Raw genomic sequence first — 13,343 nt, 5'->3', positions numbered from 1 at the left:
ACGCCCATGTCCATCATGTCCACCGGGACCAGTGCGCTGATCGCCTTCCAACGGGCGTTGTCGACCGTTAGCCATAACGTCGCCAACATCAATACCGAAGGCTACAGCCGCCAACGTGTGGAATTTGCAACGCGCACGCCCACCGACATGGGCTACGCGTTCGTGGGCAATGGCGCCAAGATCACCGATGTGAGCCGGGTGGCCGACCAGCTGGCCACCTCGCGCCTGCTCGACAGCGGCGGCGAGCTGTCGCGGCTGCAGCAGCTGTCTTCGCTGTCCAACCGCGTCGACAGCCTGTACTCCAACACTGCCACCAATGTGGCCGGGCTGTGGTCGAACTTCTTCGACTCCACCAGCGCGGTCTCGTCCAATGCCTCGTCCACCGCCGAGCGGCAGAGCATGCTCGACAGCGGCAACTCGCTGGCCACGCGCTTCAAGCAGCTCAACGGGCAGATGGACAGCCTGAGCAACGAGGTCAACAGCGGCCTGACCTCCGCGGTGGACGAGGTCAATCGCCTGACCCAGCAGATCGCCAAGATCAACGGCACCATCGGCAACAGCATCGACAGCGCCTCGCCGGACATGCTCGACCAGCGCGACGCGCTGGTGTCCAAGCTGGTCGGCTACACCGGCGGCACCGCGGTGATGCAGGACGGCGGCTTCATGAACGTTTTCACCTCCGGCGGCCAGGCCCTGGTGGTGGGAACCACCTCGTCCAAGCTGACCACCGTCGCCGACCCGTATCAGCCGAGCAAACTGCAGGTGGCAATGCAGACCCAGGGCCAGAATGTCAGCCTCAGCGCCAGCTCGCTGGGCGGGCAGATCGGCGGGCTGCTGGAATTCCGCACCAGCGTGCTGGAGCCGACCCAGGCCGAACTCGGCCGCCTGGCCGTGGGCATGGCCAGCACCTTCAACGCCGGTCACGCGCAAGGCATGGACCTGTACGGCGCGATGGGCGGCAACTTCTTCAACATCGGCTCGCCCACCACCGCCGCCAACCCCGCCAACACCGGCAGCGCGTCGCTGAGTGCCAGCTTCAGCAACATGGCGGCGGTGGATGGGCAGAACGTCACGCTCAGCTTCGACGGCACCGCGTGGAAGGCCACCAATGCCAGCACCGGCTCGGCGGTGCCGCTCAGCGGCACCGGCACCCCGGCCAATCCGCTGGTGCTCAACGGCGTCAGCCTGGTGGTCGGCGGCACGCCGGCCAACGGCGACAAGTTCCTGCTGCAGCCCACTGCCGGGCTGGCCGGCACCCTGTCGGTGGCCATCACCGACCCCTCGCGGATTGCCGCAGCCACCCCGGTCAAGGCCACCGCCACGGTCGCCAACCTGGGCACCGGCAAGATCAGCGACGTCAAGGTCACCAATGCGCAGAACCCGGCGCTGCTGACCCCGGCGTCGGTGGAGTTCATCGACGCCAACCAGTACACCATCGACGGCACCGGCCCGTTCGCCTACACCGCCGGCCAGACCATCAGCGCCAACGGCTGGAGCTTTGCGCTGGACGGCGCGCCCAAGGCCGGCGACACCTTCGGCGTCGGCCCCACCGGCGCCGGCTCCAGCGACAACGGCAACGCCAAGTTGCTGGCCAATCTCGACGATGCCAAGGCGCTCAGCGGCGGCACGGTCACGCTCAACGGCGCGCTGTCGGGCCTGACCACCTCGGTCGGCTCGGCCGCGCGTGCGGCCAGTTATGCCTCGGACGCGCAGAAGGTCATCAACGACCAGGCGCAGGCCAGCCGCGACTCGATTTCCGGCGTCAACCTCGATGAGGAAGCCGCCAACATGCTGAAGCTGCAGCAGGCCTACCAGGCCGCCGCACAGATGATCTCCACCGCCGACACCATCTTCCAAGCCATCCTGGGTGCCGTACGCTGATGACTGACCGTATCTCCACCAGCATGATGTACAGCCAGTCGGTGTCGTCGATGACGGCCAAGCAGTCCCGGCTGAACCAGATCCAGGCCCAGCTCGCCAGCGGGCAGCGCCTGGTCACCGCCAAGGACGATCCGGTCGCCGCCGGCACTGCGGTCGGCCTGGATCGCGCACTGGCCGCGATCACCCGCTTTGGCGAGAACGCCAACAACGTGCAGAACCGCCTTGGCCTGCAGGAAAACGCCCTGTCGCAGGCCGGCGACAAAATGGCGCGCGTCACCGAATTGGCGGTGCAGGCCAACAACTCCTCGCTCAGCCCCGACGACCGCAAGGCGATCGCCTCGGAACTGACCGCCCTGCGCGACAGCATGGTCAGCCTGGCCAACAGCACCGACGGCACCGGCCGCTACCTGTTCGGCGGCACCGCCGATGGCAGCGCACCGTTCATCAAGAGCAGCGGCGGCGTCACCTACAACGGCGACCAGACCCAGAAACAGGTCGAAGTGGCGCCGGACACCTTCGTCAGCGACACCCTGCCCGGCAGCGAAATCTTCATGCGTATCCGCACCGGCGACGGCACCGTGGATGCGCACCCCAACACTGCCAACACCGGCACCGGATTGCTGCTGGACTTCAGCCGCGACTCCAGCACCGGCAGCTGGAACGGCGGCAGCTACAGCGTGCAGTTCACCGCCGCCGACACCTACGAGGTGCGCGACAGCACCAATACGGTGGTCGGTACCGGCACCTACAAGGATGGCGAGGACATCAACGCGGCCGGCGTGCGCATGCGCATCAGCGGCGCACCGGCGGTGGGCGACAGTTTCCAGATCGGCGCCTCCACCACCAAGGACGTGTTCTCCACCATCGACGACCTGGTCGGCGCGCTCAACTCCGACACGCTGACCCAGCCGCAGAAGGCGGCGATGATCAACACGCTGCAGTCGTCGATGCGCGACATCGCACAGGCCTCGTCGAAGATGATCGATGCGCGCGCCTCCGGCGGCGCGCAGCTGTCGGCGATCGACAACGCCAACTCATTGCTCGAATCCAACGAGGTCACCCTCAAGACCACGCTGTCGTCGATCCGCGATCTGGACTACGCCTCGGCGCTTGGTCAGTACGAACTGGAGAAGGCCTCGTTGCAGGCCGCTCAAACGATTTTTCAGCAGATGCAGTCGTCGTCGTTGTTCAACCTGATCCGCTGATTTACAGCAGAAAACCCGTGTTTTCTGCACTCCTGCGCGCGAGCACTTGCGCAGGCCGACGGAGTTTATTCGTCGAAAGTTATACCAACCCTAAAGATCTACGGGGTGCTGCCGAATAAACCAAACCCCTTGATACACAACGCTTCCGTATTTCGTCCCGCAGCAGAAAGACAGTAAAAAAACACTGGATTTCGCTAAAGGTTCCCGACGCAACGCCGTTATTCATCTCAGCAGCGGCAACGGCCAACTTGATGGCCCCCCTGCGGAGGCTCCGGGCAAGTCCCCCTTGCCGGAAAAATCGCTTAGGAGAAATCAAAATGGCACAGGTAATCAACACCAACGTAATGTCGCTGAACGCTCAGCGGAACCTCAACACCAGCAGCGCGAGCATGTCGACGAGCATCCAGCGTCTGTCCTCGGGTCTGCGCATCAACAGCGCCAAGGACGACGCCGCAGGTCTGGCGATCTCCGAGCGCTTCACCACGCAGATCCGCGGCCTGGACGTTGCCTCGCGCAACGCCAACGACGGTATCTCGCTGGCCCAGACCGCCGAAGGCGCGATGGTCGAAATCGGCAGCAACCTGCAGCGTATCCGCGAGCTGTCGGTGCAGTCGTCCAACGCCACCAACTCGCCGACCGACCGTGACGCGCTGAACTCCGAAGTCAAGCAGCTCACCGCCGAAATCGACCGCGTCGCCAACCAGACCAACTTCAACGGCACCAAGCTGTTGAACGGCGACTTCTCCGGCGCGCTGTTCCAGGTCGGCGCCGACGCCGGCCAGACCATCGGCATCAACAGCATCGTCGACGCCAACGTCGATTCGCTGGGCAAGGCCAACTTCGCTGCCGCCGTTTCCGGCGCTGGCGTGACCGGCACCTCCACCGCATCGGGCTCGATCAGCGGCATGAGCCTGTCGTTCAAGGACGCCAGCGGCGCGGCCAAGAGCGTCACCATCGCGGACGTCAAGATCGGCGTCGGCGAGAGCGCTGCCGACGTCAACAAGAAGGTGGCTGCGGCGATCAACGACAAGCTCGACCAGACCGGCATGTACGCCTCGATCAAGACCGACGGTACGGTGCAGATCGAATCGCTGAAGGCTGGCCAGGACTTCACCTCGCTGACCGCCGGTACTTCCAGCGCCGCAGGCATCACCGTCGGCGCAGGCATCACCACCGCCTCGGCCGCTTCCGGCTCCACCGCTTCGACCCTGAGCACCCTGGACATCTCCACGTTCTCCGGCGCACAGAAGGCCCTGGAAATCGTCGACAAGGCGCTGACCGCGGTCAACTCCTCGCGCGCCGACATGGGTGCGGTGCAGAACCGCTTCACCTCCACCATCGCCAACCTGAGCGCAACCTCGGAAAACCTGTCGGCCTCGCGTAGCCGTATCCGCGACACCGACTACGCCAAGGAAACCGCCGAGCTGACCCGCACGCAGATCCTGCAGCAGGCCGGTACCGCGATGCTGGCCCAGGCCAAGTCGGTTCCGCAGAACGTGCTGAGCCTGCTGCAGTAATCGGCAGCTCTTCGCACCAACTCAAGAGCCCCTCTTCGGAGGGGCTTTTTTTGTGGCCGCAGATTGCTTCGCCCGAGATTTGAGGGCGAATGCGCAGCACGGTTTGCTGGCGCGGGTTTTTTGACGCATCCCGCCGGCATGGAAATTGCACTACCCAAACTCGTGAGCGAAACGGGGTCGCTGCCGCTAAAGTCCTGACGGATGCGGCCGATACCCGTCTCGTAATCCCATGCGTCCATCCTTGCTTGGACGCCCAGACGAGGAATGCAACATGGCATCGGTGATCAGCACTTCCGGCTCCGGTCTGGACATCCCAACTGTGGTGTCCACCCTGGTTTCCCGGCAGAAAGACCCGGAGCAGGCGCGCATCAACAAGGCCGGGACCGCCGCGACCACGCAGCTGTCGGCGATCAGCCAGATCAAGAGCAGCATGACCACGCTCAAGTCTGCGCTGGACAAGGTCATCAGCAGCGCCGACACCAACGCCTACAAGGCGACGGTGCCGACCGATGCCGGCTTCACCGCCACCACCACCAGCTCGGCCGCGCCGGGCAACTATTCGGTGGAAGTGGTCTCGCTGGCCAGCGCGCAAAAGCTCGCCTCCGGCGCGTTCGTCGCCGATGCCACTGTCGGCAGCGGCACGCTGACGATCGGGTATGGCGAGAAAAAAATCACCGTGGACATCAGCGGCACCGACAAGCTCACCGACATCGCCGCCGCCATCAACAAGGCGGCCGGTGGCAAGGGCGTCACCGCCAGCGTGGTGACCGCCAACGACGGCCAGCACCTGGTGTTCAACGCGGTCGACACCGGTACCAAGGGCGCGCTGACCGTCAGCGCCAGCGACCCCAGCCTGAGCAGCCTCACCTATGGCCCCGGCGTCAGCGGCGGCCTGACCCAGTCCGTGGCCGCGACCGATGCGCTGGTGCGCGTGGACGGCTTCGAACGCACCTCCAGTTCCAACACCGTCACCGATATCGTGCCGGGCGTGGTGCTCAACCTCACCAAGGCCGCCGAAGGCACCAAGGTCACGTTGGGCGTTGCGGCCGACACCAGCGGCCTCAAGGCCAATCTGACCGCGTACGCGGCCGCCTACAACACCGCCAACACCCTGCTGGCCAAGAGCAGCGCCTACGATGCCACCACCAAGACCGCCGCGGCGTTGACCGGCGACTCGCTGGTGCGCGGCCTGCAGCAGCAGTTGCGCGGCCAGGTCAGCGGCAACCTCACCGAACTCAAGTCGCTCGGCCTGACCATCGACAAGGATGGGGTGATGAGCTTCGATGGCGGCAAGTTCGACACCACCATCGCCGCCGACGGCGGTGCCGCCGCCGAGGTGCTCGGCAAGGACAGCAAGTTCGGCTCGGCCATGACCAAGCTGCTCGACAGCAACGTCAACGCCAACAACGGCACCCTGACCCTGCGTTCGGACAGCTTGAACAAGCAGATCAAGGGCTACGAGGATGACCTGGATGACCTCGACGCGCGCATGACCAAGCTCAGCGATCGCTACACCGCGCAGTTCACCGCGATGGAAACCATGATCAGCAAGCTGCAGAGCAGCACCAGTTCGCTCAGCAGCCTGCTGACGAGCTGATTTCCGTGATGAGGATCCTCAAGTCCCGCAATGGTGTTGCCGATACAAGAAGGGCCTATCGTGATTTCGGCCTTGCCTTCCGGCAGGAGCGTCGTCGCAGGAGCGCAGCGCTCCGGGACCAACGAAGGTCAGCCCATTGAGGAGTCATCCATGTACGGTTCCAATCGTCAGTATGCCGAGCAATACCGCAAGGTCGGCGTGTCCACCAGCGTGACCGAAGCCGACCCGCACAAGCTGGTGTCGCTGCTGTTCGCCGGCGCCTGCCAGCGCATCCGTCTGGCCCAGGCCTGCCTGGCGCAGGGCGACCAGGCGCGCAAGGGCAAGGCCATCGGCGAAGCCTGCGCGATCGTCGGCCACTTGAACGGATCGCTCGATCACGAAGCCGGTGGCGAGATCGCTGGTAACCTGTCGGCGCTCTACGACTACGTGATGCAGCGGCTGACTGCCGCCAACCTGCACAACGACGAAACCGCGTTGACCGAAGCGCTGGATCTGCTCAGCGAAATCGATTCGGCGTGGAATTCCATCCCCCTGGACCAACGCGGCCTTTCCGCCGCTTCGTGAGTCATACCATGCATAGCGCGCAGAGCCTTCAAGCCGAAATTGCCGACATCCGCCTGGCCATGGCGCAGGAGGAATTCGAGGTGATGCCGTTCATGCTGGATGCCCACGATCTGCACCTGCGCGAGTACGCGCAGCAGGCGGACCTGAGTCAGGACCGCGACGCGTTGCAGACGTTGCAGGTGATGCAGCAGGACCTGATGCGGATGATGCTCGAGCGTCGACGCAAGCTGCTGGATCTGATCCGCGCGCAGCGCACGTCCTCTACGGCCAGCCGCGCCTACGCACGGGTCGGACGGATCTGATGTCCGCGCTCGGCACACTCGCGCCATCGGCCGATGCCGCGCTGTTCGCCGACACGCTCAGCTGCGAAGTGCGCCTGCCGGCCGGCTTCCGTGCCGGCAGCGACGCCGGCTCGCACAGTGCCGCAGAAACCCTGCTGCGCAGCCTGGGCCAGGTGGAAGACCTGCGCAGCGAAGACAGCAGCGAAGACCGTGGCGAGCTGCCCCTGCTGGTGCAGCGCATGGACGCCAAGCTCGACCTGATGCTGGCCCTGATCGGCCGCCTGGTGCAACAGGGCGACACCGGACTGATCCAGGCGAACGTGCAGTGGTCGGTGCGCGGAATCCGCCTGAGCTGCGCAAGCAGCCACCCGCCGGGCACCCTGGGCAGCGTTTGCCTGCAACCCTCCGACTGGCTTCCTGAACTGGTACAGCTTCCTGCCGAGGTCCTGGCAAGCGCAAGCGATGGCCACGATCACTGGCTATGGCTGCGGTTTGCGCCGCTTTCCCCAGGCTTGCAGGAGGCGCTGGAACGTCATCTGTTCCGTCTGCATCGCCGTCAGATCGCCGACGCCCGCCGCCAGCGCTGATAGCGCCTGTTGGCGCGGGGCGCCGGGTCGGCTAAGGTGCCCTTTACTGAAAAAAGGTCTCTTCTGCGCCGTGCGAGTCATCATCGTCGACGATCACACCCTTGTCCGTGCCGGCCTGTCCAGGCTGCTGCAAACCTTCGCCGGCATCGATGTCGTGGGTGAGGCCAGCAACGCACAGCAAGCCCTGGACATGACATCCCTGCACCGGCCTGATCTGGTGTTGATGGATCTGTCCCTGCCTGGCCGCAGCGGCCTGGATGCCATGACCGATGTGTTGCGCGCCGCGCCGCGCACGCATGTGGTGATGATGTCGATGCACGACGACCCGGTGCACGTGCGCGATGCGCTCGATCGCGGCGCGGTGGGCTTCGTGGTCAAGGATGCGGCGCCGCTCGAGCTGGAATTGGCCTTGCGTGCAGCAGCAGCTGGGCAGGTGTTCCTGAGCCCGCAGATTTCGTCCAAGATGATCGCGCCGATGCTGGGCCGGGAAAAACCAGTCGGTATCGCCGCCTTGTCGCCGCGCCAGCGCGAGATCCTGCGCGAGATCGGCCGCGGCCAGAGCAACAAGGAAATCGCTGCCGACCTCGGCATCAGCGTCAAGACGGTGGAAACCCATCGCGCGCGCATGATGGAATCGCTCGGTTGCCGGCGTGCCAACGACCTGGTGTTGCTGGCCGCCAAGCATCATAACGAACTGGTCTGAGCAGACCGCCGCGCCGACCGGAAATGGCCGCCAGCGACGAAAACAGTGACGGGATTCCGGCGGGCACGCTTGAGTCCGTATTGAACGTCAGGGAATTCCCCACGCGCTGTCAGGAAAATCACGAATTGCCTCACGCGATTCCCTGATTAGAAACCCGTCGCCTTGTCCTGCAAGATGCGTTCCATCGCTGCCACGTGCGGCGCCTTCCGGAAGCGCTTCGATGAAGACGACCATTTCCGCCCAGCTTGGCCAGCAACTGCACCTGACCCCGCAGTTGCTGCAGTCGATCCGTCTGTTGCAATTGGACGGCATGCAGTTGGAACTGGAAATCCGTCGCGCGCTGGAAACCAATCCGCTGCTGGAACTGGAAGAACTGGCCGACAGCGACGCTGTCGCGACCAGCGACGATGGCGCATCCGATGTCGCCGCCTTCGATGAACTGCCGGAAAGCACGATGTGGGACGTGCAGAGCAGCAGTTGGAACGGCGACGACGATGACCGCATGCAGCGCGTGGCAGCCGGCGAATCCACCGATCCGCATGTGCGCATCCTGCGCGATCTGGCGCTGGACCTGGACGAGGCCGCATTGGGGGCCGCCGCGTTCTGGCTGGAGCAGACCGACGACGCCGGCTATCTGAGCGAGGCCCTGGCGACGCTGCAGCAGCTCGGTGCCACCCGTCTTGGTATGACCGTGCAGGCAGTGGAAGCGGTCCGTCAGCGCCTGCTGCACGGCGACCCGGCCGGCCTGGCCGCCTGCGACCTGCGCGAGTGCCTGCAGGCCCAGCTGGGCGCCCTGCCCGGCCGCGTGCCGGCGCGCCATCTGGCCGCGCGCATCCTTGCCGGCGACCTGGACCTGCTGGCCAGCCACGACTATCCGGTGCTGGCGCGCGCACACGATGCCGAGCTGGACGATGTGCGCGAAGCGGTACGGCTGATCCTGTCGTTGCAGCCACGCCCCGGCGATGACCTGTCGCAGGAAAGCAACGCCAACGTGATTCCGGACGTGCTCGCCTGGCATGCCGATGGCAGCTGGCGGGTGGCCTTGAACCCGGCCACCACGCATCGGGTGAGCATCAACCCCGTGCATGAGCGCGCACTGGCCGAGGCCGGCGATGCCGCCCAGCCGCTGCGTGACATGCTGCAGGAAGCGCGCTGGCTGACCCGCGGCCTGTCGATGCGCTACGAGACCCTGCTGCGCGCCACCCGCGCCATCGTCGAACGCCAGGCCGCCTTTCTGGTGCGCGGCGAAGAAGCGATGGCACCGCTGACGCTGAAGGAAATCGCCGATGAGATCGGCATGCACGAGTCGACGATTTCGCGCATTACCACCGGCAAATACATCCAGACCCCGCGCGGCACCTTCGAGCTCAAGCACTTCTTTGCGGTGCGCCTGGAAGGCGCCAGCGTCTCCGGCCAGGCGGTCAAGGCGATGGTGCGGCGACTGATCGAAAGCGAGCCGGCCGGGCGGCCGCTGGCCGACGAAGCCATCGCCGGGCTGTTGTCGCGCCAGGGCGTTAATATTGCCCGTCGCACTGTGGCCAAGTACCGCGAACAACTCGACATCGCCCCGGCACGCGAGCGCCGCCGCACCAACAAACCGCTGCTTGCCCGGGCAGGATAAGGACTACTATGAGCAAACTCACCGTGCTGCTGGTCGACGACCACGAGGGCTTCATCAACGCTGCGATGCGTCATTTTCGCAAAGTGGAGTGGCTCGATATCGTGGGCAGTGCCGCCAATGGACTGGAAGCGATCGAGCGCTCTGAGTCGCTGCGCCCCAATGTCGTGCTGATGGACCTGGCCATGCCGGAGATGGGCGGGCTGCAGGCAACGCGTCTGATCAAGACGCAGGACGATCCGCCGTATATTGTCATCGCGAGCCACTTCGACGATGCAGAGCATCGTGAACATGCTCTTCGCGCGGGTGCTGACAATTTTGTTAGCAAGCTGTCCTATATCCAGGAAGTCATGCCAATCCTGGAGGGCCTGACGGAAGGAGCCAGGAATGAGTGAGTCCCGCATTCTGTTGATCGACAGCGATGCCGTGCGCGCCGAGCGCACGGTCTCGCTGCTCGAGTTCATGGACTTCAATCCCCGCTGGGTCACCGACGGCGCCGACATCAATCCCGGCCGCCATCGCCACGACGAATGGATGGCTGTGATGGTGGGCTCGGCGCAGGACGCTGCACAGGCCGACAAGTTCTTCGACTGGCTGGCCGATGCCAAGCTGCCGCCACCGGTGCTGCTGATGGAGGGCAGCCCGAGCGCGTTCGCACAGGCCCATGGCCTGCACGAAGCCAATGTCTGGACGCTGGACACGCCGCTGCGGCACACGCAGCTGGAAGCCTTGCTGCGCCGTGCCAGCCTCAAGCGCCTGGACGCCGAACACCAGGCCGGCGTGCAGCAGGACACTGGCCCGACCGGCAACAGCGAGGCGGTGACCCGCTTGCGCCGCTTGATCGACCAGGTGGCAGCCTTCGACACCACGGTGCTGGTGCTGGGCGAATCGGGCACCGGCAAGGAAGTCGTCGCGCGCGCCATCCATCAGCATTCGCCGCGGCGCGACGGGCCATTCGTGGCGATCAACTGCGGCGCGATCCCGCCGGATCTGCTGGAAAGCGAGCTGTTCGGTCACGAAAAAGGCGCCTTCACCGGCGCGCTGAGCACCCGCAAGGGCCGCTTCGAAATGGCCGAGGGCGGCACCCTGCTGCTGGACGAAATCGGCGACATGAGCCTGCCGATGCAGGTCAAGCTGCTGCGCGTGCTGCAGGAGCGCAGCTTCGAGCGTGTCGGTGGTGGCCAGACCATCCGTTGCAACGTGCGTGTGATCGCCGCGACCCACCGCAACCTGGAAACCCGCATCAGCGACGGCCAGTTCCGCGAGGACCTGTTCTATCGCCTCAACGTGTTCCCGATCGAGATGCCGGCACTGCGCGAACGCGTCGACGACCTGGCCATGCTGGTGCAGACCATCGCCGGGCAGCTGGCACGCACCGGACGCGGCGAAGTGCGCTTCGCCGACGAAGCACTGCAGGCGCTGCGCAGCTACGACTGGCCGGGCAACGTGCGCGAGCTGACCAACCTGGTGGAGCGCCTGGCGGTGCTGCATCCGGGCGGACTGGTACGCGTGCAGGACCTGCCGGCGCGCTACCGCGGTGATTTTGCCGCGGCCGTGCCGGTCGAGCCTGCGCCCGAACCGGCGCTGGTTGCCGCCCCCATCGAAGACATCGCGCTGCCGGGCAACGTGGTGACCCTGCCATCCACGTCAGCCGATGCCGAGCCGGCGACCAGCTCCAGCTTGCCCGACGATGGCATCGACCTGCGGGGCCACATGGCCAACATCGAGCTGGCGCTGATCAACGAGGCGCTGGAACGTACCCAGGGCGTGGTGGCGCATGCGGCGCAACTGCTGGGCCTGCGCCGCACCACGCTGGTGGAAAAGCTGCGCAAGTACGGCATCGATCGCGAGCAGACCGAGCTGGCGAACTGAGCGGGCCGGCCTCACCGCCCGGCTCGCTGGCATAGCGTTTGCTTCAGCAGGATTGCCCCGTCCGCAGCCGTCGGCTGCGGCGGAATCCCGACATTCACCAGCACCTGCCGAGGCATTGATGCCCATCCCTGTCACCAGTCCGCTGCTGCCGCCGCTGGAAGAATTCCTGCCCTATCTGGAGCAGATCTGGTCCAGCCGCATTCTCAGCAATGGCGGTGACATGCATCACGCGTTCGAACGCGCGTTGTGCGAGTACCTGGGCGTGCCGCACCTGGCCTTGCTCACCAACGGCACCACCGCGTTGATCACAGCGCTGCAGGCGCTGCGCATCACCGGGGAGGTCATCACCACGCCCTACTCGTTCGTGGCCACTGCGCATTCGCTGCTGTGGAAGAGCATCACGCCGGTGTTTGTGGATATCGACCCGGTGACGCTCAACATGGATCCGTCCAAGATCGAGGCGGCCATCACCCCGCAGACCACCGCCATCATGCCGGTGCACTGCTACGGCACCGCCTGCGATACCGCTGCCATCACGCGCATCGCCGACATTTACAACCTCAAGGTGATCTACGACGCGGCGCATGCCTTCGGCGTGCGCGATGAGGGTGGCTCGATCCTGCGCCATGGCGACCTGAGCGTGTTGAGCTTCCATGCCACCAAGGTGTTCAACACCTTCGAAGGTGGCGCCATCGTCTGCCCGGACGAAAGAACCTATCAGCGCATCGGGCATTTGAAGAATTTCGGCTTTGTCGATGAGACCACGGTGGTGGCACCGGGCATCAACGGCAAGATGAACGAGATCAGCGCAGCCTTCGGCCTGCTGCAGCTCAAGCACATCGATCACGCCATCGCCCAGCGCAGTGCCATCGATGCGCAGTATCGGCAGCGCCTGAGCGATGTTCGCGGCGTGCGCTGCGTAGCGCGGCCCGATCACGCCAGTGCCAACTACGCGTACTTTCCGATCCTGGTGCAGGACGACTACCCGCTGTCGCGCGACGCGCTGTACCAAGTGATGCGCGAGCACGGCATCCTGGTGCGGCGGTACTTCTATCCGTTGATCAGCGATTTCCCGATGTATCGCGCCCTGCCCTCCTCGGCGCCGGCATGGCTGCCGGTCGCGCGCTCGGTGGCCGCACAGGTATTGTGTCTGCCGATCTTTCCTGGCCTGACCCGCGACCAGGTGGATACCATTGCCGATCTGATCGCCGGCGCACACGCAACATGATCGCAACACGCTGCAGCTGCATTTCAGACTCCCATCTCTTCAACAGGCAACCAGGCGAGCTCGCATGACCCAGGCAACATTTATCGAGAACTTCCTCTCCGCCACCGACTTCCAGGAACCGGTGGAGGTCACGCTGGACACCGTGCTGCTGGAATTGCCGGAGTGGGATTCGCTGGCCGCGCTGGGTGTGATCGTCATGTTCGACATGGAGTACGGCAAGACCATTACCGGCGAAGATCTCACCGCCGCAACTACCGTGGGCGATCTCTACAAACTGACCGAGGCGTAAC

13 protein-coding genes are annotated in these 13,343 nt (G+C 65.1%); all 13 read left to right on the top strand.

The genetic code is table 11. The features are described from left to right. Nucleotides 1-6 precede the first annotated feature (6 nt). The 13 genes from flgK to ACCQ04_RS09725 all read left to right on the top strand — a co-directional run bounded on the left by flgK (nt 7) and on the right by ACCQ04_RS09725 (nt 13,342). Nucleotides 7-1,881: a flagellar hook-associated protein FlgK gene (gene flgK, locus ACCQ04_RS09785; protein WP_046342684.1), complete on the top strand. Its 1,875-nt coding sequence runs from the start codon at nt 7-9 to the stop codon at nt 1,879-1,881. Next, nucleotides 1,881-3,086, top strand: a complete 1,206-nt coding sequence (gene flgL / locus ACCQ04_RS09780; protein WP_104542846.1) for a flagellar hook-associated protein FlgL — start codon at nt 1,881-1,883, stop codon at nt 3,084-3,086. The genes flgK and flgL overlap by 1 nt, the downstream gene beginning before the upstream one ends. 317 nt (nt 3,087-3,403) lie before the next feature. Further along, nucleotides 3,404-4,603 carry a flagellin gene (locus ACCQ04_RS09775; RefSeq protein WP_024939608.1) on the top strand — a complete coding sequence of 400 codons (1,200 nt, stop codon included), beginning with the start codon at nt 3,404-3,406 and terminating at the stop codon, nt 4,601-4,603. 271 nt (nt 4,604-4,874) lie between these two features. Further along, nucleotides 4,875-6,200: a flagellar filament capping protein FliD gene (gene fliD / locus ACCQ04_RS09770; protein WP_039521497.1), complete on the top strand. Its 1,326-nt coding sequence runs from the start codon at nt 4,875-4,877 to the stop codon at nt 6,198-6,200. A 150-nt stretch (nt 6,201-6,350) separates the two neighbouring features. Continuing rightward, a complete protein-coding gene (gene fliS / locus ACCQ04_RS09765; protein WP_024939606.1) occupies nt 6,351-6,764 on the top strand; it encodes a flagellar export chaperone FliS in 414 nt (137 codons plus the stop codon). Nucleotides 6,765-6,772: 8 nt separating this feature from the next. Further along, on the top strand, nt 6,773-7,066 hold the full coding sequence (locus ACCQ04_RS09760) for a hypothetical protein (RefSeq protein WP_039407718.1): 294 nt from the start codon (nt 6,773-6,775) through the stop codon (nt 7,064-7,066). Further along, a complete protein-coding gene (locus ACCQ04_RS09755; protein ID WP_226427817.1) occupies nt 7,066-7,632 on the top strand; it encodes a PilZ domain-containing protein in 567 nt (188 codons plus the stop codon). The genes ACCQ04_RS09760 and ACCQ04_RS09755 overlap by 1 nt, the downstream gene beginning before the upstream one ends. A gap of 70 nt (nt 7,633-7,702) precedes the next feature. Further along, on the top strand, nt 7,703-8,335 hold the full coding sequence (locus ACCQ04_RS09750; protein WP_003482986.1) for a response regulator transcription factor: 633 nt from the start codon (nt 7,703-7,705) through the stop codon (nt 8,333-8,335). Between the two features lie 220 nt (nt 8,336-8,555). Then, entirely contained in the window at nt 8,556-9,956 is a 1,401-nt protein-coding gene (gene rpoN / locus ACCQ04_RS09745; RefSeq protein ID WP_054591182.1) for an RNA polymerase factor sigma-54, read from the top strand. A gap of 8 nt (nt 9,957-9,964) precedes the next feature. Further along, nucleotides 9,965-10,348 carry a response regulator gene (locus ACCQ04_RS09740; protein ID WP_016904817.1) on the top strand — a complete coding sequence of 128 codons (384 nt, stop codon included), beginning with the start codon at nt 9,965-9,967 and terminating at the stop codon, nt 10,346-10,348. Further along, nucleotides 10,341-11,825: a sigma-54 dependent transcriptional regulator gene (locus ACCQ04_RS09735; RefSeq protein ID WP_184631948.1), complete on the top strand. Its 1,485-nt coding sequence runs from the start codon at nt 10,341-10,343 to the stop codon at nt 11,823-11,825. The genes ACCQ04_RS09740 and ACCQ04_RS09735 overlap by 8 nt, the downstream gene beginning before the upstream one ends. Before the next feature lie 118 nt (nt 11,826-11,943). Next, nucleotides 11,944-13,053: a DegT/DnrJ/EryC1/StrS family aminotransferase gene (locus ACCQ04_RS09730; protein WP_024939601.1), complete on the top strand. Its 1,110-nt coding sequence runs from the start codon at nt 11,944-11,946 to the stop codon at nt 13,051-13,053. A 64-nt stretch (nt 13,054-13,117) separates the two neighbouring features. After that, entirely contained in the window at nt 13,118-13,342 is a 225-nt protein-coding gene (locus ACCQ04_RS09725) for an acyl carrier protein (protein WP_024939600.1), read from the top strand. Nucleotide 13,343: the final 1 nt, after the last annotated feature.

The sequence above is a fragment of the Xanthomonas sp. NCPPB 2866 genome (assembly GCF_041475745.2).
Classification (GTDB): domain Bacteria; phylum Pseudomonadota; class Gammaproteobacteria; order Xanthomonadales; family Xanthomonadaceae; genus Xanthomonas; species Xanthomonas arboricola.
Note: the sequence above shows the minus strand (reverse complement) of the source record. Positions and strands in the feature narration are given on the sequence as shown.

Excerpts from the sequence above, each read along its gene's own strand:
- ACCQ04_RS09725 (WP_024939600.1), top strand. The coding sequence starts at position 13,118 with ATGACCCAGGCAACATTTATCGAGAACTTCCTCTCCGCCACCGACTTC.
- fliS (WP_024939606.1), top strand. The coding sequence starts at position 6,351 with ATGTACGGTTCCAATCGTCAGTATGCCGAGCAATACCGCAAGGTCGGC.
- ACCQ04_RS09760 (WP_039407718.1), top strand. The coding sequence starts at position 6,773 with ATGCATAGCGCGCAGAGCCTTCAAGCCGAAATTGCCGACATCCGCCTG.
- flgL (WP_104542846.1), top strand. The coding sequence starts at position 1,881 with ATGACTGACCGTATCTCCACCAGCATGATGTACAGCCAGTCGGTGTCG.
- rpoN (WP_054591182.1), top strand. The coding sequence starts at position 8,556 with ATGAAGACGACCATTTCCGCCCAGCTTGGCCAGCAACTGCACCTGACC.
- fliD (WP_039521497.1), top strand. The coding sequence starts at position 4,875 with ATGGCATCGGTGATCAGCACTTCCGGCTCCGGTCTGGACATCCCAACT.
- ACCQ04_RS09755 (WP_226427817.1), top strand. The coding sequence starts at position 7,066 with ATGTCCGCGCTCGGCACACTCGCGCCATCGGCCGATGCCGCGCTGTTC.
- ACCQ04_RS09740 (WP_016904817.1), top strand. The coding sequence starts at position 9,965 with ATGAGCAAACTCACCGTGCTGCTGGTCGACGACCACGAGGGCTTCATC.
- ACCQ04_RS09735 (WP_184631948.1), top strand. The coding sequence starts at position 10,341 with ATGAGTGAGTCCCGCATTCTGTTGATCGACAGCGATGCCGTGCGCGCC.
- ACCQ04_RS09730 (WP_024939601.1), top strand. The coding sequence starts at position 11,944 with ATGCCCATCCCTGTCACCAGTCCGCTGCTGCCGCCGCTGGAAGAATTC.
- ACCQ04_RS09775 (WP_024939608.1), top strand. The coding sequence starts at position 3,404 with ATGGCACAGGTAATCAACACCAACGTAATGTCGCTGAACGCTCAGCGG.
- flgK (WP_046342684.1), top strand. The coding sequence starts at position 7 with ATGTCCATCATGTCCACCGGGACCAGTGCGCTGATCGCCTTCCAACGG.